The sequence below is a fragment of the Sphingobium sp. TA15 genome, assembly GCF_037101235.1.
GTDB classification, from domain to species: Bacteria; Pseudomonadota; Alphaproteobacteria; order Sphingomonadales; family Sphingomonadaceae; genus Sphingobium; species Sphingobium indicum.
Genome location: NZ_AP025355.1, coordinates 237,626 through 256,432, shown reverse-complemented (window position 1 = coordinate 256,432; position 18,807 = coordinate 237,626). Strand labels below are relative to the sequence as shown.

Sequence of the window (18,807 nt, the reverse complement as noted above, 5' to 3'; positions counted from 1 at the left end):
TCCTCAGGCTCCATTGCCGGATGAAAAACGACTGCCGCGAATTCGCGGCTGACCTTGCTTGAAATCGCCGTGCAGGATGGGAACGACGCAGGCGATCACGCTCCCTGCGATCAGGACGATGGCGCCCGCGCCCAGCATCGCGGCCATGACAGCCTCCGGGCGAAGCGACGCGCCGGTCAGCCAGGCATGGGCCAGGATGCACAGCGCGGCGATCCCCGCCGTCTCGATGGCCGCGCCGACGAGCAGTCGAACCCTTGCCCCGATGCTTCTATTCGCCCTGGCCATTACTGCTCCCACATCGAACAAGGGCAGTTAAGCCGCGCCGGCGGCAAGCGTTCCGCGATCCGCGATGGAGCGATAATTCAGTTTACAGCCAACCGATCCAGGATATTCCCGCCGGGTTCTTCCGAAAACTCGCCCTCGGAATCGGCGTCCGCCGGAACAGGGGAAAGGCCGCCGGAAACTGATCCAGTTTAGCCCGCCATGCGGATCGCCCCGCGACGCGGGACGTTGGTGACGGAGAGAAGATATTTTCGGGAAGAATCGCGATGAACGACCGCAACGCATTTCTGCAAGGGCAAGGATCGCCCATAAAGGACGATGCCGCCCCGCCCGAACAGGGCTGGCGCGGCGAGCGCGCCGCCGACGAGCCTGCCGGCAAGGCGCAGAGGCGCCGCCACATCAAAGGCGTGCGGGCGGAGGTTGAGGACATATCCGGCACCGCCTTCGTGGAGGCGGGCGGCGCGGACATGGCGCCTGCCGATGACGACGAAGGCGAGGACAGGAGCATGCAGCCGCAGGATGGCGGCAAGCGATCCCATCCCGACGGCGTCAGCGATCTTGACATGTCGGCCGCCAGTCCGGGCGGGCAAAGCGCCGGCGCGCCCTATCCGCATGGACGCAGGAAGTCGAAAAACGACTTCGGCAGCCGCATGGGCCATGGCGGCCAGACGGAGATCGGCTATCACGGCACCGGCCATCTGGGCGGCCGCTCCGTCGGCGAGGACGACAATCGCAACGGCGTCGCGGAAACCGACGATTGACCGTTTCGGAGTCCGGCGGTTCGTCGATTTCGGCCTTGTCGCCATGGACGGCACGGCCATTCGGGCATCCACTCGCCTAGGGTGTGTGGGGATTCAGCCCATGGCGGGCTGCAAATAGCGGCTTTCTCCGCTTCCGGTGCTCACGTACTGAAGTACGCTGCGTCGAAACGAGTCACCTGCCTCGTTTCGAGGTTCTCGAAATCCACTATTTTCGCCGCCCCCTGAACTGAATCCCCACACACCCTAGCCAATGCCGCGGCCACATTGATGTCCCTGTCGGGCAGGCTTCGCTTCTCCAGGGGAGCAATGAAGCCGTCCGGAAAAAAGTTCAGGGCGAGCGACTTATTTTAGGGCCGATTCCCCTGCGGGCGCGTTACCATGATGGCGCAACAGGGAAGATCATGGGCAAGAAGGCACAAGCTGCGGCGCAGGGGATTGCCGGGCCATGTCCCGCTGCGGGATGAAGGCGGTGGAAGATGACGGAAGCTGCGTTGCAGGATTGCCGCATATTGATCGCGGAGGATGAATATCTCATCGCCACCGACCTTGCCGAGGCGCTGACGCAGGACAATGCCGTGATCCTTGGCCCGGTGCCCCGCGTCGCGGACGCGCTGTCGCTGATCGAGTCGGGAACGCGGATCGACCTTGCCGTGCTGGACGTCAACCTGTGCGGCGACATGGCGTTCCCTGTCGCCGACGCGCTGGCGGCGCAGCGCATCCCCTTCGCCTTCGCCACCGGCTATGACGACTGGACTATCCCCGCCCGCTTCGCGAATGTGCCGCGCCTGGTAAAGCCCTTCAGGCCGGATCGGTTGCGAAGCGCGCTGAAATCGCTCCTCCCCCCCTCCCGCTGATTGCGATCCGACGGCGCGGCTGCTCCGGAATCCGCTGCCTGCTCCAGACTTGCGGGCGCGCCACGGTCTTGCCGCGCTCGCCTTTGCGGCGACTGGAGCGTCGATGCCGCCGTCCGGACCGACTGCGGGCAAATGCTGCACCGGCGGTTCGGCCCCCGTCAGCGCACCACCCTGGCCCTGATGGTCTTCAAGGACGGCGTCACCTGTTGGCGCTTGTCCCTTCGATCCCTCGGCCGATCAGCCTACGAAGGCGCGCTCGATCACATAGGCGCCCGGCGCGGCGTTGGAACCCTCGGCAAAGCCCTGTTCCTCGAAATAGGCGCCGAACTGCTTGATCATCTCCATGCTGCCGCACATCATGATCCGGTCGGTTTCCGGGTTGAACCTCGCTTCGCCCGGAATGCCCTCGAACAGCGCGCCGCTTTCGACCAACTTGTCGATGCGGACATTGTTGCGGAACGGCTCGCGGGTCACGGTCGGCACATAATGGAACTGGCTAGCCGCCTGTTCCGCCACCAGCGGATCGTCCGCCAGCTTGCCCGACAATTCGTCCTGGAAGGCGAGGTCGCTCACCCGGCGGACCGAATGCACCACCACGACCTGCTCGTAGAACTCGTAGACATCCGGATCGCGCGCCAGGCTGAGGAAGGGCGCCAGCCCCGTGCCGGTCGACAGCATGAACAGCCGCTTGCCCGGCAGCAGCGCGTCCGTCACCAGCGTGCCGGTGGGCTTGCGGCCCAGATAGATCTGGTCGCCCGGCTGGATCAGTTGCAGCTTCGACGTCAGCGGCCCGTCCTGCACCTTGATCGACAGGAACTCCAGTTCCTCGTCCCAGGCGGGGCTGGCGACCGAATAGGCGCGCAGCAGCGGCTTGCCATTGTCGCCCTGCAACCCGATCATCACGAACTCGCCCGACCGGAAGCGGAAGCTGGCCGGCCGCGTGATGCGGAAGCTGAAAAGATGTTCGTTCCAATGCCGCACCGACAGCACGGTTTCCACGGATAGCGCGCCGGTCGGTTCCAGCACCGGCTTTTCGATCGTCACGTCGTTCAAAACCTTTTCCCCTGCCAAATCCAGGGCGACTGTCGCCTGGTAGGAGCGTCAGTTGCGTGGGCTTCGCAATAAGCTATGCAGCGCGAATGCCCCCTGGGACGTTCCAAGGCAAGGCGAAAAAAACTTGTCGGCGCGAAAGCTGGCGATCATCCGCGCCCTATCAGGACCGGGGGCAAGGGAGCGGCGCCGCCCGGCGCGCCGGAACGCAGCAGGGCAGATTGCGCGGCCGGGACGCATGCAAGGCCCGATAGGCGGGCATGCAGGCGCCGTCCTGCATCCATTCGCTTGGCCCGAATGAGCTGTGCCCCTGCGCATTGCCGCTCAAGATCGCCGCAATGACGGCGCTGCCGCGCAGCATGACCCCCACCATGATGATTTCCCTTGCTCCGGAGCGCCGACACGCCCGTCCCCGCGCAAGTTCATAACCGCTTCCCTATCCAAAAGCATACCCCATCGGGGGTATGCCCGGCTATTCCTGCCAAACAGGTCATCCCAGCGAGAGCTGGGATCTCGTGGGGCCAGGTCGTGCCCTATTGCCTGAGATCCCAGCTTTCGCTGGGATGACAGAGATCAGCCGAACAATCCCTTCGCCAGCCCGCCCAGTTCATTGAGCGGATTGCCGTCGCCGTCCCTGTCGAACAGGCCGCCGATCCTGGACAATATGGCCTCAGGCCCGCCGAACTGCGCGAACAGTTCCTGCAACTTGTCCGCCGACACGCCATGTTCGGCCGCCGTGGTTGCCAGCGCGGCGACGTCGGTCTCGCCCGCCGCGATCTTGCCGCCGATCTCGCTCATCAGCGCCTGCATCTGTTCGGGCTGAAGGCCGATCTTCGCGGCGACCGCTTCCAGGCCGCCCAGATTTCTCAGCAAATCGTCAAACATAGGACATATCCCGCCAATGATTTGATGCAGGATAGCATCCCGCCCCGCCGACAGGAAGCGAAAGAGGCCGGAGGATCGCTCCTCCGGCCCCCTTTCCTCGCGGATTGCCTTGGCGTCAGGCGGCGGTCAGGGCCGCCTCGCGCACCGATGCGTCGACATGGTCCTCGAACTGGGCGAAATTGTCGACGAACTGCTTGACCAGCTTGCCGGCGGTTTCGTCATAGGCCGCCTTGTCGTCCCAGGTCGCGCGCGGATCGAGGATGGTCGAATCCACGCCCGGCACCGCGACCGGCACCTGGAAACCGAAATTCGGATCGACGCGGAATTCGGCATTGTTGAGGCTGCCGTCCAGCGCGGCGTTCAGCAGGGCGCGGGTCACCTTGATCGGCATCCGCTTGCCGACGCCATATTTGCCGCCGGTCCAGCCGGTGTTGACCAGCCAGCAGGTCACGCCGCCCTTGTTGATCCGTTCCTTCAGCAGATTGCCGTAGACGGAGGGATGGCGCGGCATGAAGGGCGCGCCGAAGCAGGTCGAGAAGGTGGCCGTCGGCTCCGTCACGCCGATCTCGGTCCCGGCGACCCGCGCCGTATAGCCCGAAAGGAAGTGATACATGGCCTGTTCCGGCGTCAGCCGCGCGATCGGCGGCAGAACGCCATAGGCATCGGCGGTCAGGAAGATGATGTTCTTCGGCACCGGCCCCAGATTCTTCTCCGACGCATTCGGGATGAAGTCGATGGGGTAGGAACCGCGGCTGTTTTCGGCCAGGCTGTTGTCGTCCAGGTCGATCTCGCGGGTTTCCTCGTCGATCACGACATTTTCCAGCACCGTGCCGAACCGCTTGGTGGTGGCGAAGATCTCAGGCTCGGCCTCGGCCGACAGGTTGATCATCTTGGCGTAGCAGCCGCCCTCGAAATTGAAGACCGCCGTGTCCGACCAGCCATGCTCGTCATCGCCGATCAGGGTGCGGCTGGCGTCGGCCGACAGGGTGGTCTTGCCCGTGCCCGACAGGCCGAAGAAGACGGCGGTGTCGCCATCGGGGCCGATATTGGCCGAACAGTGCATCGGCATCACGCCGCGGGTGGGCAGCAGATAGTTGAGGATGCCGAAGACGGATTTCTTCATTTCGCCGGCATAGCGCGTGCCGCCGATCAGGATCAGCTTCTCGGTGAAGTTGACCGCGATGACGGTTTCGCTGCGGCTGCCGTGGCGGGCCGGATCGGCCTGGAAGGTCGGCAGGTCGATGATCGTATATTCGGGGGTGAAGCCGGCCAACTCCTCCGCGCCCGGACGGACCAGCAGCGTGCGGATGAACAGGTTGTGCCAGGCGAATTCGTTGATGACGCGCACGTTGACGCGATGTTCGGGCTGCGATCCGCCGAACAGGTCGGCGATGTAGAGCTTGTCCTTCTGCCCCAGCGCGGCGAAGAAATCGGCCTTCAGCGTCGCGAAATGCTCCGGCGTCATGGGCACGTTGGTCTTGCCCCACCAGACGGTGGATTCGGTTTCCGCGTCCCGGACGATGAACTTGTCGCTCGCCGACCGGCCGGTATGCTTGCCGGTCTTGACGACCAGCGGGCCGTCCTTGGCCAAAATGCCTTCGCCATTGGCAAGCGCGGCTTCGACCAGCGGCGCGGTGCCCAGATTCCAATATTGATCAGCGCTGGTGGAAATACCCTGCTGATCGAGGGTGAAAGGGGATTTGGCCTGCACGCCTTTACTCCTGAATATCATTATCTCCGGCCGCCATATTATATGCTTACGGCCGGTCCGCCTCCCGACGCCGCGATCTTCAGGCCGCTGGCACCGTCTGCTGCAGACGCATCGGGCATAAGCCTTTGCATAAGGCGCGTCAAACCCCGGAAAACTCCGCAACTGCTGCGTTTATCCCGAATTCCCACGGCTACACCGCATAACCCGCCGCCGGACCTTCCTTGCGGGGGCAGCCGCCTTCGTCTAACGCAGGGGCATTCCCATTGCCGACGATTTTTCGGGACACAGCATGACCGCAACCATCGCTCTGGTGGACGATGACAAGAATATACTGACCTCCGTCTCCATCGCATTGCAGACGGAGGGGTTTCTGACGCGCCTCTATTCCGACCCGGAGGCGGCGCTGAAGGCGCTGATCGAAAATCCCGCCGACCTTGCCGTGTTCGACATCAAGATGCCGCGCATGGATGGGCTGGAACTGCTGCGGCGGCTGCGGGAAAAAAGCCATATGCCGGTCATCTTCCTGACGTCCAAGGCCGATGAGCTGGACGAGGCGCTGGGCCTGGCCATGGGGGCGGACGATTATATCAGCAAGCCCTTTTCCCAGCGGCTGCTGATCGCGCGCATCCGGGCCATCCTGCGCCGGGCGGAGGTCAGCAAGGCGGATGCCGCGCCCGACGAGCCGGTCGCCGAACCCATAGTGCGCGGACGGCTGGAGATGGACCCGGCCCGCCACCGCGTCAAATGGATGGGCCTGGACGTGACGCTGACCGTCACCGAATTCCTGATCCTGGAAACGCTCGCCACCCGCCCTGGCGTGGTCAAGAACCGCAACCAGTTGATGGACGCGGCCTATCAGGACGACGTCTATGTCGACGACCGCACCATCGACAGCCACATCAAGCGCCTTCGCCGCAAGTTCCGCGAAGTCGACCCCGAATTCAACGCAATCGACACCCTCTATGGCGCCGGCTATCGTTTCTCCGAAGAAGCATGACGCGGGCGCGGGGTGGAGCTGGTCCGGCCGGATCAGCCTGACCCCCCGCATCCTGGCGGTCAACGTGTTCGCGCTGGCGCTGCTGGCGGGCGGCTTCTTCTACCTGGACAGCTACCGCACCCGCATCGTCGACGACCGGCTGCAACAGTCGGCCCGCGAATTGAAGCTGCTGGCCATTGGCCTGGAAAATGCGCCGGCGGACCGGCAGGATGCGCTGATCGCCGCCTATGCCCGGCAGACCGGCGACCGCGTCCGCCGCTATGATGCCGAGGGGCGGCTGATCGCCGACAGCTTCGCCATGAACGCCCCGCGCTATCGCCTGCGCCTGCCCGCCGAGGAGGGATGGCAGCGCCATGTCGCCCGCTTCCTCGACAAGGTGATCGACCGCATCGTCTCCGCCGACCGGCCGCCCAATTTCGAGGAGCCGGCGGTCGACCGGGCGCAGGCCTGGCCCGAAATGGTGGTGGCGCGGAAAAGCGGCCGGACCCAGGCGGCGAACCGCTATGCGCCCGACCGCACCTTCATGATCTCCGCCGCCGTCAACGTGAAGGACGGCACCGGCCTGCTGGCGACCGAAAATGCCCGCGACATCACCCGCATCGTCCGGGCCGAACGCTTCCGCCTGGGCATGGTGCTGGCGGCGGCGGTGCTGGCGTCGGTGCTGCTCTCGCTGTTCCTGGCGCGAACCATCGTGCAGCCGCTCCAGCGCCTCGCCCGCGCCGCAGTGCGCGTGCGGCTGGGCCGCGCCCGCGAAGTCACCGTGCCCCGCCTGCCCGACCGGCGCGACGAGATCGGCATGCTGGCCCGCGCCCTGTCCGACATGAGCCATGCGCTGCGCCAGCGGATCGACGCGACGGACGCCTTCGCCGCCGACGTCAGCCATGAACTCAAGAACCCCATCGCCTCGCTGCGTTCCGCGCTGGACGCGCTGGACCGGGTGGACAAGCCGGAACTGCGTGCCCAGTTGATGGCCATCGCGCAGGACGACGTGCGGCGGCTCGACCGCCTGGTCACGGACATTGCCGAAGCGTCCCGCATCGACGCCCAATTGTCGCGCACCCGGTTCGAGCCTATCGACCTGGGCCTGCTGATCGAGCGGATGGTGGTCGCCCGCGAAGCCCGCGGCGTGCCCCGCGGCGTCCGCCTGGCCTTCGCCCGCCCGCGCCGGAACGTTGCCGTGGTGCTGGGCGAGGAACAGCGGATCGTCCGCGTGCTCGACAACCTCATCGACAATGCGATCTCCTTCTCCCCCGACGGCGGGCTGGTCCAGATCGTCGCGACGGTGGCGGACAATGAGGTGCTGGTCAGCGTGGAGGACGAAGGCCCCGGCGTCCCGCAATCCGAACGCGAACATGTCTTCCGCCGCTTCCACAGCGTCCGCCCGGAAAGCGAGGCGTTCGGCAAGCATAGCGGCCTGGGCCTCGCCATCGCCCGCTCCATCGTCGAGGGGCACCAGGGCAAGATCAGCATCGCCGACCGCCAGGACGCGCAAAGCGGCGCCTGCTTCATCATGCGCCTGCCCATGGCGGTGGAACGCGATCCGGGGATTGTTTCGGAATAAGGCAGCGGTAAAAAGCGAACCTCTCCAAATCCTCCCCATCGAAAGATGGGGAGGGGGACCGCGCGAAGCGTGGTGGAGGGGAAATACGTCGGTCGTGCCCCATTCCCCTCCACCAGCCTGCGGCTGGTCCCCCTCCCCCCGCTTCGCGCAGGGAGGATTACCAACCGCCCCATAATGAGAACCCCTCGGTTAATTCGATTTCCCCCAGCGCCAAGACGGGCTAATATGACGTCAAAGCGATAAGGCGATATGGCGTCGACACCCTCTTGCGAAACCCTGCATGCGACCAGCGTGGCGATTGACGGCCGGGCCGTGCTGCTCTGCGGCCCCAGCGGCATGGGCAAGTCCGACCTGGCGCTGCGCCTGATCGACCGGGGCGCGGTGCTGGTCAGCGACGATTATACCCGCCTGCTGGAAATCGAAGGCCGCCTGTTCGCCCGCGCCCCCGACCGGATCGCCGGGATGATGGAGGTGCGCGGCCTGGGCCTGGTCGACATGCCCCATGCGGACAATGCCCCCGTCGCCCTGGCCGTCGACCTGAGCGACGCGGTGGAGCGCATGCCGCCGCAAACCGCGCAACGATCGATCGCGGGCGTCGACATCCCCGTCGTCCGCCTCGCCCCGTTCGAGGCGTCCGCCCCGATCAAGGTGGAACTCGCAGTCAGGAACATGGGCCTGAAGAGCGCGAGCCCATCGTGAGTTTCGAAACGCCGAAGACCATCCTGCTCGTTTCCGGCCTGTCGGGCGCGGGCAAGACCACCGCGCTCAAGACGCTGGAGGACATGGGCTGGGAAGTGGTCGACAATTTGCCGCTGGTGCTGCTCGACCGGCTGCTCGACACCCCCCTGCCGGAGGGGCATGAGGAGGGGACGGACCGTCCGCTGGCGCTGGGCATCGATGCGCGGACCAGGGGCTTCGACGCCGCCGCCATCGTCCAGCGGATCAAGGCGCTGCGCTCCCGCCACGGCCATGATGTCGAGACGCTGTTCCTCGACTGCTCCGGCGCCGAGCTGGAGCGCCGCTTCGCCGAGACGCGCCGCCGCCACCCGCTGGCGACCGACCGCCCCGCCCGCCACGGCATCGCCCGCGAACGCGAACTGACCGAACCGCTGCGCCGCTGGGCCAATCAGGTGATCGACACCAGCAGCCTGACGAGCAACGGCTTGCAGCAGGAAATCCGCAACCGCTTCTCCCGCGATGGGCTGTCGGACCCTGTGCTGACGATCATGTCCTTCGGCTATTCGCGGGGCGTGCCGCTGAACGCCGACCTGGTGTTCGACATGCGCTTCCTGCGCAACCCGCATTGGGAGGAGGATCTGCGGCCCAAGACCGGCCTCGACCCCGACGTCGCCGCCTATGTCATGGCGGACCCCGCCTATGAAGAGGCCGTCCAGCGGATCGAACAATTGCTGACGCTGCTGCTGCCCCGCTATGCGGAGGGCGGAAAAAGCTACATTACCGTGGCGTTCGGCTGCACCGGGGGCCGCCATCGGTCGGTCCATGTCGCCGAACGCATCGCCAGAGACTTGCAAGATGCGGGCTTTTCGCCCACGGTCTCGCACCGCAATATGGAATCAGCGCCCCAGGACGCCCTGGAGAAGCGCGCACCGGGAGGCCCGAAAGCGTAATCCATGAAGAACAGGTGGGCCACGTAAGCAAGATGATTGGACTGGTACTCGTCACCCATGGGGCGCTGGCGACGGAATTCGTCGTCGCGATGGAACATGTGGTCGGTCCGCAGCAGCAGATCGAGACCATCTGCATCGGGCCGGAGGACGACATGGAGATGCGCCGCGCCGACATTGCGGACGCGGTCGCGCGCGTCAATGACGGGTCGGGCGTGATCCTGCTGACCGACCTGTTCGGCGGCACCCCGTCGAACCTGGCCATCTCCCTGCTGAAGGCGGGCGAGATAGAGGTGATCGCGGGCATCAACCTGCCCATGCTGATCCGCCTGGAAAGCGCGCGCAAGGTCATGGACGTGCGCCAGGCCGTGGCGGCGGCGCGGGAGGCGGGCCAGAAATATATCAGCGTCGCATCGGAACTGTTGGGCAGCACCACATGAGCGAAATCAGCCAGGAAGTCAGGATCCGCAACCGGCGGGGCCTGCACGCCCGCGCCAGCGCGAAATTCGTGACCCTGGCCAGCGGCCTGCCCGCGCAGATCACCGTGCGCAAGGACGGCAGCGAAGTCACCGGAACCTCCATCATGGGGCTGATGATGCTGGGCGCGGCGATGGGCGACAGCATCACGATCAGCGCCACCGGCCCGGAGGCGGCCGATTCGCTGGGCAAGCTGGTGACGCTGGTCGAGGACAAGTTCGGCGAGGAATGAGGCGGGTCGTGCCCGCCAAGTCTTTGTTAAACATCGCCAAGCCATTATCGTGAGATAAAGGTTCAACGAGAGTCGCGGGCCGCAGGATCGGCTGCGCCGGCCATTGAGGTGCATTGGCAATGCTCGATCCCAAGCTGACCGACGAACCGGCGCGCATGGCCGCGCTGGAACGCTACGACGTTCTGGACACGCCAAGGGAACCCTCCTTCGACCGCATCACCGATCTGGTCCGCAGCATTTTGGGCGTGCCGATTTCCGCCATCTCGCTGGTCGACACCGGACGGCAATGGTTCAAGTCGCGGGCCGGTCTGGATGCCGGCGAAACCTCCCGCGACATCGCCTTTTGCGACCACACCATCCGCCAGCGGGCGCCGATGGTCGTCACCGACGCGCAGGAGGATGCCCGCTTCCGCGACAATCCGCTCGTCATGGGCGATCCCAATATCCGCAGCTATGCGGGCATCCCGCTGGAAACGCCGGACGGCTATAATATCGGCTCGCTCTGCGCCATCGACACCGTACCGCGGGAATTCGACCCCGGCCAGATCGCCATCCTCAAGAATCTGGCCGCTCTGGTGGTCGAACAGTTGGAACTGCGCCGCATCGCCGAACGCGATCATCTGACCGGCGCGCTGACCCGCCGCGCCTTCCTCATCGAAATGAACCGCGCCATCGCCCTGTTCGAACGGCATCAGCGGCCCGTCAGCCTGCTGCTGTTCGACATCGATCATTTCAAGCGGATCAACGACACCCATGGCCATCCGGCGGGCGACCAGGTGATCCGGGGCATCGCCCGGCTCTGCACCAGCCTGCAACGGCCCAGCGATTCGCTGGGGCGGCTGGGCGGCGAGGAATTCGGCATATTGCTGCCCGAAACCGCCGAGGAAGACGCCGCCAGCGCGGCGCAACGTTTCTGCGAGGCGATTGCCGCGGCCGAAATCCCCGGCCCGCCGCCGCTGTGCGTGACGGTCAGCTTCGGCGTGGCGGAACTGCGCGGCGACTGGCCGACCGGCGAAAGCTGGCTGGCGGTGGCGGACATGGCGCTCTACGAAGCCAAACGCTCCGGCCGCAACCGCGTCGCGGTCGCGCGGCACGGCGCATTCCACGCGGCATGAGGCGCAAACCGAATGCGACGGGATAAGCATGGGCGGCGATGCGCCCGTCCCCAGTAGAAGATGCCCGCCGCGAGCGGCCAATCGCCTGACGCGATACCGCCCTCAAGAAAAAAGGCGAGCCTCGCAGCCCGCCCTCTCCCGTTTCGGCCAGACCGCGCTTCGCGGAGCGATTTCGAAGCGATCGAAACCTGCCCTTAAACAGCGTGGACAAATTCAAGCCTCGCCAGACTGAGTGGGGGGGGAGCCGTCATTCCCCTATTCGTCACCCCGGGCTTGACCCGGGGTCCCGCTGCCTTGGTCGAGGCGCTGCTTTACAAGAAAAGCGGGACCCCGGATCAAGTCCGGGGTGACGGTGGGGTAATGACCGCCACTGGCCATTCCCCGCCATCCCGAATTGTCCAAGCGGCCTTAGTAAACGCGCGCCTTGGGCTTGATATATTCCGCCTCGTCCGTGAGCGTATAGTCGTGCACCGGACGGTAATCGAGCGTCACCTTGCCGCCCTTTCCGCCCCAGCCGTCGAACCAGCTTACGGTGTGCTTCATCCACTCATTGTCGTCGCGGTTCGGGAAGTCCTCATGCGCGTGGGCGCCGCGGCTTTCCTTGCGGTTTTCCGCGCTGACCATGGTGCAGACCGCCTGGGACATCAGATTGTCCAGTTCCAGCGTCTCGATGAGGTCGGTGTTCCAGATCAGCGAGCGATCCGACACGCCGACATCGGCCAGGCTCTGGTTGACCTGCGCCATCTTGGTGACGCCCTCGGCCAGCAACGCGCTGTCGCGGAACACGGCGGCATGCTTCTGCATGGTGTGCTGCATTTCCAGCCGGATCTTCGCCGTCGGCGATCCGCCCTTGGCGTTGCGATAGTGATCCAGGCGACCCAGCGCCAGGTCGGCCGCATCCTTGGGCAGCGGACGATGGCTGGCGTTCGGCTTCAGCGTTTCCTTAAGGTGCAGGCCGGTGGCGCGGCCGAACACGACAAGGTCGATCAGCGAGTTGGAACCCAGGCGGTTCGCGCCATGGACCGACACGCAGGCCGCTTCGCCGACCGCATAGAGGCCCGGCACCACCACTTCCGGATCGTCGCCGACCTTGGTCACCACCTGCCCATGATAATTGCAGGGGATGCCGCCCATATTATAGTGGACGGTCGGCGTCACCGGCAGCGGCTGGCGGGTCAGGTCGACGCCCGCGAAGATCTTGCCGCTCTCGGTGATGCCCGGCAGGCGCTCCGCCAGCACCTTGGGATCGATATGGTCGAGGTGCAGGTAGATATGGTCCTTGTTCGGACCCACGCCGCGCCCTTCGCGCATTTCCATCGCCATGGAGCGGGACACGACGTCGCGCGACGCCAGGTCCTTGGCCGAGGGGGCATAACGCTCCATGAAGCGCTCGCCCTCGGAATTGGTCAGATAACCGCCCTCGCCGCGCGCGCCCTCGGTGATGAGCACGCCCGCGCCGTAGATGCCGGTCGGGTGGAACTGCACGAACTCCAGGTCCTGGAGCGGCAGCCCGGCGCGCAGCACCATGCCGCCGCCGTCGCCGGTGCAGCTATGTGCCGAGGTGGCGGAGAAATAGGCGCGGCCATAGCCGCCCGTCGCCAGCACCACGGCATGGCTGCGGAAGCGGTGGATCGAGCCATCCTCCATGCAGATGGCGATGACGCCGCGGCATTCCTTGCCGTTCGGGCCGTCTTCCATGATGAGGTCGATGGCGAAATATTCGATGTAGAAGTCCGCATCATATTTCAGGCTCTGCTGGTACAGGGCATGCAGCATGGCGTGGCCGGTGCGGTCGGCGGCGGCGCAGGTGCGCTGCACCGGCGGGCCGGCGCCCATATTCTGCATGTGGCCGCCGAACGGACGCTGGTAGATGGTGCCGTTGTCGTTGCGGCTGAACGGCACGCCCGCATGTTCCAGCTCGATCACGGCGGCCGGCGCCTCGCGCACCATATATTCGATCGCGTCCTGGTCGCCCAGCCAGTCCGACCCCTTGACGGTGTCGTACATGTGCCAGGTCCAGTGGTCGGGCGAATTGTTGCCCAGCGAAGCCGCGATGCCGCCCTGCGCCGCCACGGTGTGGCTGCGGGTCGGGAACAGCTTGGTGATGCAGGCGGTCTTCAGGCCCGCCTCCGCGCTGCCCATGGTGGCGCGCAGGCCGGAGCCGCCGGCGCCCACGACGACCGTGTCATAGGTGTGGTCGATGATCTTGTAGGCTTCGCTCATTATTTGACGATCCCCGTGAAGGCGATCTTGGCGATCGCGAAGACGCCCGCGGCCGCGCCGCCAAAGGCATAGAAGTTCAGCAACAGCATGGAGAGGAAGGCCAGCCCCTTGTCATGGACATAATCCTCCAGCATCACCTGCATCCCCAGGCGCAGGTGCCAGAAGATGCTGACGATCATCAGCATCAGCGGCACCGCCACCAGCGGATTGGCGATCCAGCCCACGACGCTCTGATAATCGAGGCCCGGCAGGGCAATCAGGCTGAACAGCAGCCACAGCACCAGCAGCAGGTTGCCGATGGCGGTATAGCGCTGCGCCAGCCAGTGATGCGCGCCGTGCCTGGCCGATCCAAGACCGCGGACGCGGCCGATTCCAGTTCCGGTTCCCATCAGAATTTCCCCGTGCAGATGGCGGCCCAGAAGCCGATGGTGAGGAGCGTCGACAGGGCGAAGGTCAGCAGCGACCAGCTCTTGTTGCTCTTCAGTTCATAGCCCGCGCCCATGTCGAGCACGAAATGGCGCAATCCGGAGCAGAGATGCTGGAAGAAGAACCAGCTAAGCCCCGCCATCACCAGATAGCCGATGGGCGATGTCGCGCATGCGACGAAGGTCGCATAGGCCTCCGGCCCCATGGCGGCGGCCATCAGCCACCAGACCAGGCCCAAGGCCCCTGCCGTCGCCAGACCGTTGCCGGTCACGCGGTGCATGATGGAGACGGCCATGGCTGGCCCCCATTTCCAGATCGTCAAATGCGGCGAGAGCGGCCGGCTCGTGGTTCGCGCCATATCTTCCCTACATCCCTGATGTTGTCCCTCGAGTCCCGTCCCCTTAGGAGCGATATGTCGATAGGGCAAGCCGCCCTGACCGCGTGATCGCGGATCGTTCCACAAGCGATAATGAATTTCATCGTTCAGGGACGTGAATGCCGGCCTTGCGCCGCTTCATGCGGGACATGGCCGTTCCTCCAGCGCGGAATATGGGTCAGCCCTAAGAAGTGATTAACCAAATGGCCCTATAGCCCGTCGGGACAATCAGACCAATTCGGGGGTTTTGCCGCACATGAATTCCGCCGCCACGCCCAAGAACGCCCTGCTCGCCATGATAAGCGAGGTCGATCCTCATGGCGAGTTGGCGCGCGGCCTGCGCCAGATTCGCGATCTGCTGGGCGATCAGGCCGGCATGGCGGCGCGCACCTTCTTCGACGCCTATCTCGAACAGACCGGGCTGCGGCAGAAGCTCAGCCCCGCCACGCTCGCCAAGATCGAGACGGAGGCGCATGAATATGTGCGCCAGAAACTGGGCTATTACGAATCGGGGGAATGGGCTTTCTCCTCTATTTCCTGCGTGCGCCATGCGCGCAAGCACGGCTCTCCGCTGCGCGCGGTGCTGATGCCGGTCGCCATCGCCAATGAAAAGCTGGTCGACCTTATCTGGCAACGCGCGGAGGATGACGCGAGCCGCCGTCAACTGGTGCATGTCATGATGCAGGTCAGCATGGTCGATGCCGGGCTGATAGCCAATGTCGTCGCCGGCGACGAGGCGGAGGCGCAGCGCAACGAACGCCAGCGCTTCGGCACCATGTTCGAACAGCGGATCATGGGAGAGATTGACGGCGCGTCGCAACTGGGCGAATCGCTGCGCGAGCAGGCGAAGGACGCGTCGGCCGCGACCCGCGGCATGCTGGGCAAGGCGTCGGAAGTCGCCGCAGCCGCCGAACAATCCGCCCTTGCCATGCGCGAAGCCGCCCGCACCTCCGCCGGGCTGATCCGCGCCATAGAGGATGCCCGGACGGAGGTGGAGAGCGCCGCCGGCGTCGCCCAGCGCGCCGCCCGCCAGTCGGGCGATGCCGTCGCCATGTCCACTACCTTGTCGGACCATGCGAAATCGATCGAATCGATCCTGGGCCTGATCCGCGACATTGCCGGGCAGACCAACCTGCTCGCGCTCAACGCCACGATCGAGGCTGCCCGCGCCGGCGATGCCGGGCGCGGCTTCGCGGTGGTGGCGCAGGAGGTCAAGAGCCTGGCCAACCAGACCGCCCGCGCCACGGACGAAATCGCGGGCAAGATCGCCGACATCCAGGCCTCGACCCGCCAGTCGGTGGAGACCAACGAGCGCATCCGCGACACGGTGGGAGAGGTTCAGGCCAGCGCCGAACGCATCCGCCACGCCATGGACGCGCAGGCGCAGACGGTGACGATGATCACCGCGGCGGTCGACGAAACCGCCCTTGCCGCCGACTCCATGTCCTCGACCATCAGCGCGATCCGCCAGGATACCGAAGTGGTGGCTTCTGAAATCGACCAGTTGGAACGCGGCTTCATGAGCGTGGAGGGCAAGCTGTCCAGCCTGCGCGCCGCATCCTCCGACTTCGGACGGCAAGTGGCCTGAAAGGCGGGCGGCCGACGGGACGGAACCGCCCGCCGCTCTCCCGAAGGCGAAGCGGTCCGGATGATCCGCCGCCGCCTGCCTTAAGCGCTCGCCATCGGCGTCCTCCTGCCGCTCGATGCGCTGGCGCTCAAGCGAAACGAGTGGCTCGTGAGCGTCCAGGCAGCGCGGAGAAATTCAAGACTCGCCGAACTGATTGTTTTGGGGCGGGGAGCCGTTATTCCCCCTCCCGCAGGCGGGAGGGGGCCAGGGGGTGGGCTGGCGCGACATCAGCGGCGGCTTTCAACGGCTAACCCGGAAGCTCGCTCCGCTCGCGCCCACCCCTAACCCCTCCCGCTTGCGGGAGGGGGAATGTCCTGGATTAGCCAATTTCCCGACGTTCCGAATTGTCCACGCCACTCAGGACGACCATCGGGCCACCCCCAGGCGCGACCGATCAGTCGGGCTTCTTCGCCACGCTCACCAGCGCGGGACGCAGCAACCGATCCTTGATCGTATAGCCCGCCTGCATCTCCACCAGCACCGTCCCCGGCTCGGCATCGGCGGAGGGCACTTCCATCATCGCCTGATGCTTGTTGGGATCGAGCGGCTGGCCGACCGACACCAGCTTCTCGATGCCGTTGCGGCCGAACACAGCCTCCAGTTCCCGCCCGGTGGCTTCCAGCCCGGCGACCAGGCCCTTGAACTTCTCGTCCTCGCGCAGGTCGGCGGGGATCGCCTGGAGCGCGCGGCCCAGATTGTCCGCCACCGACAGCATGTCGCGGGCAAAGGCCGTCGCGGCATAGGCGCGCGCGTCGGCCAGTTCCTTTTCCAGCCGCCGCCGCACATTCTGCGTTTCGGCATGGGCGTAGAGCACGTCCTGCCTGGCGGTGGCCAGTTCGTTTTCAAGGCTCGCGATCCGCTCCGCCGCCGCGTCGCCTGCCGGCGCGGTATCCTCGGGCAGTTCGTCCACGACCTCGGTATTCTCGATATTCTGCTTGTCTTCGCTCATCTCATCAATCTCGACAGCGTCTGTGCGGTGAAGTCCACCATGGGGATCACCCGCGCATAGTTCAAGCGCGTCGGGCCGATTACTCCGACCACGCCCACCACCCGGCCGTCACCGCTCCGGTAAGGCGCGGCTATGACCGAAGAACCGGACAGGGAAAAGAGCTTGTTTTCCGAACCGATGAAGATTTTGGTCGCGCTGCCCGCCAGCGCGCTTTCCAGCAGCCGGGAAATCTCCTGCTTGCCTTCAAGCTGTTCCAGCAATTGCCGCACCCGCTCCAGGTCGGCGGCGGTGCCGTCGTCCAGCAGGTGCGCCTGGCCGCGCACGATCAACACCGGGCGGTCGTCGGCATCCTGCGACCAGAGGGCGATGCCCCGCGCCACCAATTCCCGCGCCGCGCCCTGAAGCGCGCTGCGGTCTCCCTCCACCTCGCGCCGCAGGGCGTCGCCCGCCTGCGCCAGCGTCATGCCGCCGAAGCGCGCCGACATGAAGTTGGCGGCCTCGTTCAGCATCATCGGCGTGACGCCGACGGGAAGGTCGACGACGCGATTTTCGATGGAACCGTCCTGCCCCACCAGCACCGCCAGCGCCTGCCGCTCGTTCAGCGGCACGAAGCCGAACTGCCGCAGCACCGGCTCCCGCTTGGGCACCATCACGATCCCGGCGCAGGCCGAAAGCCCGGACAGGGCGGCGGTCGCGGCCGACAGCGCCTCCTCGATCGGACCGCCTTCGCTGATCCCGGCCTCGATCGCGCGCCGTTCCTCGACCGATGGTTCCGCCGCCTGCATCATGCCGTCGACGAACAGCCGCAGGCCCGTTTCGGTCGGCATCCGGCCGGCGGAGGTATGCGGCGCGGCGAGCAGGCCCAGTTCCTCCAGATCCTGCATCACATTGCGGATGGAGGCGGGCGACAGGCTGAGCGACGCCATCTTGCTGATCGTGCGCGAACCCACGGGCAGCCCGGTGCCGAGATAGCTCTCGACCACCAGACGGAAAACGTCACGCGCGCGTTCGTTCAGTTCGGTGATCGGGGTGACCGCCATGGCCTTTATCTAGGCAAGCATCGGTTGCGGCTCAAGCCCGTCCGTCACCGGCCCTTCGCCGCCGTCGGCTTCACCATGGCGGCAACATCGAGCATCCTGGGGATCGACGCTATGGCGGCGCGCAGCTTGCCATAGCCCGCATCCATGCAGCCCGACTGGAACTCCAGCCGGGTGGGCGGCGCCTCTCCGCGGGTCCATTCGATCACATAGCCGGGCATGTCGGTGGCGAAGCGGACGCAATTTTCCCCCTGGCCGATTCGCCGGACCGTCCCCTGCGCGGGCCGGAACTGCGCCAGCGCGGCGCGGAAGCGGCGATATTGCGCCGGCGTCACGGTGAAGCGGGTCGGGCCGGGAATGGCGGTGAAGCGCTGCGGCTCGATCAGGCCGGACCCGTCCGGCGTCACGCGCAGGCTGTAGCTGGGGCACGCGCCGAAGCAGGGACCGGCGGAAAACCTGATCGTGTCGCCGGCCAGGGTCGGCTTTTCCAGCTCCGCCTGTTCCATGGCGCAGCCGCCCAACAGGGCGAGGGCCGCCAAGATCGATAATGCTTTCGTCCGCATAGCCGCTCTCTAGCATCTTTCGGCTGCATCGCCACTGGCATGATGGGCCGCCCGAC

The 18,807-nt window shown here is 65.8% G+C and carries 21 protein-coding genes; 10 read left to right on the top strand and 11 right to left on the bottom strand.

Going from position 1 to position 18,807, the window contains the following annotated elements:
* Positions 1-3: 3 nt before the first annotated feature.
* Complete coding sequence (locus tag Sj15T_RS01290) at positions 4-285, bottom strand: hypothetical protein (RefSeq protein WP_007687191.1); 282 nt, start codon at positions 283-285, stop codon at positions 4-6.
* A 263-nt stretch (positions 286-548) separates the two neighbouring features.
* Here Sj15T_RS01290 and Sj15T_RS01285 point away from each other — a divergent pair, with 263 nt between their 5' ends.
* Together Sj15T_RS01285 and Sj15T_RS01280 are read left to right on the top strand one after the other, a co-directional pair.
* The gene (locus Sj15T_RS01285; protein WP_013039539.1) at positions 549-1,043 is read left to right on the top strand and encodes a hypothetical protein; all 495 of its coding nucleotides are present in this window, start codon (positions 549-551) and stop codon (positions 1,041-1,043) included.
* 476 nt (positions 1,044-1,519) lie between these two features.
* Positions 1,520-1,897: a response regulator gene (locus Sj15T_RS01280; RefSeq protein ID WP_013039538.1), complete on the top strand. Its 378-nt coding sequence runs from the start codon at positions 1,520-1,522 to the stop codon at positions 1,895-1,897.
* Between the two features lie 237 nt (positions 1,898-2,134).
* Here Sj15T_RS01280 and Sj15T_RS01275 read toward each other — a convergent pair whose 3' ends face one another.
* From Sj15T_RS01275 to Sj15T_RS01260, 4 genes are all read right to left on the bottom strand, one after another.
* Positions 2,135-2,950, bottom strand: coding sequence for a ferredoxin--NADP reductase (locus Sj15T_RS01275; RefSeq protein ID WP_020818375.1), 816 nt, complete (start codon positions 2,948-2,950; stop codon positions 2,135-2,137).
* A 160-nt stretch (positions 2,951-3,110) separates the two neighbouring features.
* The gene (locus Sj15T_RS01270) at positions 3,111-3,320 is read right to left on the bottom strand and encodes a hypothetical protein (RefSeq protein WP_007687183.1); all 210 of its coding nucleotides are present in this window, start codon (positions 3,318-3,320) and stop codon (positions 3,111-3,113) included.
* Between the two features lie 200 nt (positions 3,321-3,520).
* Entirely contained in the window at positions 3,521-3,832 is a 312-nt protein-coding gene (locus Sj15T_RS01265; protein WP_007687182.1) for a hypothetical protein, read from the bottom strand.
* 115 nt (positions 3,833-3,947) lie between these two features.
* Positions 3,948-5,543, bottom strand: a complete 1,596-nt coding sequence (locus Sj15T_RS01260) for a phosphoenolpyruvate carboxykinase (RefSeq protein WP_041385762.1) — start codon at positions 5,541-5,543, stop codon at positions 3,948-3,950.
* Between the two features lie 289 nt (positions 5,544-5,832).
* Here Sj15T_RS01260 and Sj15T_RS01255 point away from each other — a divergent pair, with 289 nt between their 5' ends.
* The 7 genes from Sj15T_RS01255 to Sj15T_RS01225 all read left to right on the top strand — a co-directional run bounded on the left by Sj15T_RS01255 (position 5,833) and on the right by Sj15T_RS01225 (position 11,550).
* Positions 5,833-6,540: a response regulator transcription factor gene (locus Sj15T_RS01255; RefSeq protein ID WP_013039534.1), complete on the top strand. Its 708-nt coding sequence runs from the start codon at positions 5,833-5,835 to the stop codon at positions 6,538-6,540.
* A complete protein-coding gene (locus Sj15T_RS01250; protein WP_007687179.1) occupies positions 6,506-8,101 on the top strand; it encodes a stimulus-sensing domain-containing protein in 1,596 nt (531 codons plus the stop codon). Before Sj15T_RS01255 ends, Sj15T_RS01250 begins: the two co-directional genes overlap by 35 nt.
* A 249-nt stretch (positions 8,102-8,350) precedes the next feature.
* The gene (locus Sj15T_RS01245) at positions 8,351-8,800 is read left to right on the top strand and encodes an HPr kinase/phosphatase C-terminal domain-containing protein (protein WP_013039533.1); all 450 of its coding nucleotides are present in this window, start codon (positions 8,351-8,353) and stop codon (positions 8,798-8,800) included.
* Positions 8,797-9,729 carry an RNase adapter RapZ gene (gene rapZ, locus Sj15T_RS01240; protein ID WP_013039532.1) on the top strand — a complete coding sequence of 311 codons (933 nt, stop codon included), beginning with the start codon at positions 8,797-8,799 and terminating at the stop codon, positions 9,727-9,729. The genes Sj15T_RS01245 and rapZ overlap by 4 nt, the downstream gene beginning before the upstream one ends.
* Positions 9,730-9,761: 32 nt before the next feature.
* On the top strand, positions 9,762-10,166 hold the full coding sequence (locus Sj15T_RS01235; protein ID WP_007687176.1) for a PTS sugar transporter subunit IIA: 405 nt from the start codon (positions 9,762-9,764) through the stop codon (positions 10,164-10,166).
* On the top strand, positions 10,163-10,435 hold the full coding sequence (locus Sj15T_RS01230) for an HPr family phosphocarrier protein (RefSeq protein WP_013039531.1): 273 nt from the start codon (positions 10,163-10,165) through the stop codon (positions 10,433-10,435). Before Sj15T_RS01235 ends, Sj15T_RS01230 begins: the two co-directional genes overlap by 4 nt.
* Positions 10,436-10,554: 119 nt before the next feature.
* Positions 10,555-11,550, top strand: coding sequence for a sensor domain-containing diguanylate cyclase (locus Sj15T_RS01225; protein WP_013039530.1), 996 nt, complete (start codon positions 10,555-10,557; stop codon positions 11,548-11,550).
* A gap of 408 nt (positions 11,551-11,958) precedes the next feature.
* Here Sj15T_RS01225 and sdhA read toward each other — a convergent pair whose 3' ends face one another.
* Genes sdhA through sdhC form a run of 3 tightly spaced genes read right to left on the bottom strand, consistent with a single transcriptional unit; the run spans position 11,959 to position 14,557 of the window.
* Positions 11,959-13,773: a succinate dehydrogenase flavoprotein subunit gene (sdhA, locus tag Sj15T_RS01220; RefSeq protein WP_013039529.1), complete on the bottom strand. Its 1,815-nt coding sequence runs from the start codon at positions 13,771-13,773 to the stop codon at positions 11,959-11,961.
* Positions 13,773-14,162, bottom strand: coding sequence for a succinate dehydrogenase, hydrophobic membrane anchor protein (gene sdhD, locus Sj15T_RS01215; RefSeq protein WP_007687171.1), 390 nt, complete (start codon positions 14,160-14,162; stop codon positions 13,773-13,775). Before sdhD ends, sdhA begins: the two co-directional genes overlap by 1 nt.
* Complete coding sequence (gene sdhC / locus Sj15T_RS01210; protein ID WP_041385759.1) at positions 14,162-14,557, bottom strand: succinate dehydrogenase, cytochrome b556 subunit; 396 nt, start codon at positions 14,555-14,557, stop codon at positions 14,162-14,164. The genes sdhD and sdhC overlap by 1 nt, the downstream gene beginning before the upstream one ends.
* A 274-nt stretch (positions 14,558-14,831) precedes the next feature.
* On the opposite strand from sdhC, the gene Sj15T_RS01205 reads away from it, so the two are divergent.
* Positions 14,832-16,163, top strand: coding sequence for a methyl-accepting chemotaxis protein (locus Sj15T_RS01205; RefSeq protein ID WP_013039527.1), 1,332 nt, complete (start codon positions 14,832-14,834; stop codon positions 16,161-16,163).
* A gap of 433 nt (positions 16,164-16,596) precedes the next feature.
* Here Sj15T_RS01205 and grpE read toward each other — a convergent pair whose 3' ends face one another.
* The 3 genes from grpE to Sj15T_RS01190 are packed head-to-tail and all read right to left on the bottom strand — an operon-like array spanning position 16,597 to position 18,751.
* Positions 16,597-17,151: a nucleotide exchange factor GrpE gene (grpE, locus tag Sj15T_RS01200; protein ID WP_007687165.1), complete on the bottom strand. Its 555-nt coding sequence runs from the start codon at positions 17,149-17,151 to the stop codon at positions 16,597-16,599.
* Positions 17,148-18,191: a heat-inducible transcriptional repressor HrcA gene (gene hrcA, locus Sj15T_RS01195; RefSeq protein WP_007687163.1), complete on the bottom strand. Its 1,044-nt coding sequence runs from the start codon at positions 18,189-18,191 to the stop codon at positions 17,148-17,150. Before hrcA ends, grpE begins: the two co-directional genes overlap by 4 nt.
* A 44-nt stretch (positions 18,192-18,235) precedes the next feature.
* Positions 18,236-18,751 (bottom strand): DUF6438 domain-containing protein, encoded by a 516-nt coding sequence (locus Sj15T_RS01190; RefSeq protein WP_007687160.1) that lies wholly within the window; start codon positions 18,749-18,751, stop codon positions 18,236-18,238.
* Positions 18,752-18,807 lie beyond the last annotated feature (56 nt).

Coding starts and splice junctions, on each gene's coding strand:
- Sj15T_RS01290 (WP_007687191.1), bottom strand. CDS start 285: ATGGCCAGGGCGAATAGAAGCATCGGGGCAAGGGTTCGACTGCTCGTC.
- Sj15T_RS01285 (WP_013039539.1), top strand. CDS start 549: ATGAACGACCGCAACGCATTTCTGCAAGGGCAAGGATCGCCCATAAAG.
- Sj15T_RS01280 (WP_013039538.1), top strand. CDS start 1,520: ATGACGGAAGCTGCGTTGCAGGATTGCCGCATATTGATCGCGGAGGAT.
- Sj15T_RS01270 (WP_007687183.1), bottom strand. CDS start 3,320: ATGGTGGGGGTCATGCTGCGCGGCAGCGCCGTCATTGCGGCGATCTTG.
- Sj15T_RS01265 (WP_007687182.1), bottom strand. CDS start 3,832: ATGTTTGACGATTTGCTGAGAAATCTGGGCGGCCTGGAAGCGGTCGCC.
- Sj15T_RS01255 (WP_013039534.1), top strand. CDS start 5,833: ATGACCGCAACCATCGCTCTGGTGGACGATGACAAGAATATACTGACC.
- Sj15T_RS01250 (WP_007687179.1), top strand. CDS start 6,506: ATGGCGCCGGCTATCGTTTCTCCGAAGAAGCATGACGCGGGCGCGGGG.
- Sj15T_RS01245 (WP_013039533.1), top strand. CDS start 8,351: ATGGCGTCGACACCCTCTTGCGAAACCCTGCATGCGACCAGCGTGGCG.
- Sj15T_RS01235 (WP_007687176.1), top strand. CDS start 9,762: ATGATTGGACTGGTACTCGTCACCCATGGGGCGCTGGCGACGGAATTC.
- Sj15T_RS01230 (WP_013039531.1), top strand. CDS start 10,163: ATGAGCGAAATCAGCCAGGAAGTCAGGATCCGCAACCGGCGGGGCCTG.
- Sj15T_RS01225 (WP_013039530.1), top strand. CDS start 10,555: ATGCTCGATCCCAAGCTGACCGACGAACCGGCGCGCATGGCCGCGCTG.
- sdhA (WP_013039529.1), bottom strand. CDS start 13,773: ATGAGCGAAGCCTACAAGATCATCGACCACACCTATGACACGGTCGTC.
- sdhD (WP_007687171.1), bottom strand. CDS start 14,162: ATGGGAACCGGAACTGGAATCGGCCGCGTCCGCGGTCTTGGATCGGCC.
- sdhC (WP_041385759.1), bottom strand. CDS start 14,557: ATGGCGCGAACCACGAGCCGGCCGCTCTCGCCGCATTTGACGATCTGG.
- Sj15T_RS01205 (WP_013039527.1), top strand. CDS start 14,832: ATGAATTCCGCCGCCACGCCCAAGAACGCCCTGCTCGCCATGATAAGC.
- grpE (WP_007687165.1), bottom strand. CDS start 17,151: ATGAGCGAAGACAAGCAGAATATCGAGAATACCGAGGTCGTGGACGAA.
- hrcA (WP_007687163.1), bottom strand. CDS start 18,191: ATGGCGGTCACCCCGATCACCGAACTGAACGAACGCGCGCGTGACGTT.
- Sj15T_RS01190 (WP_007687160.1), bottom strand. CDS start 18,751: ATGCGGACGAAAGCATTATCGATCTTGGCGGCCCTCGCCCTGTTGGGC.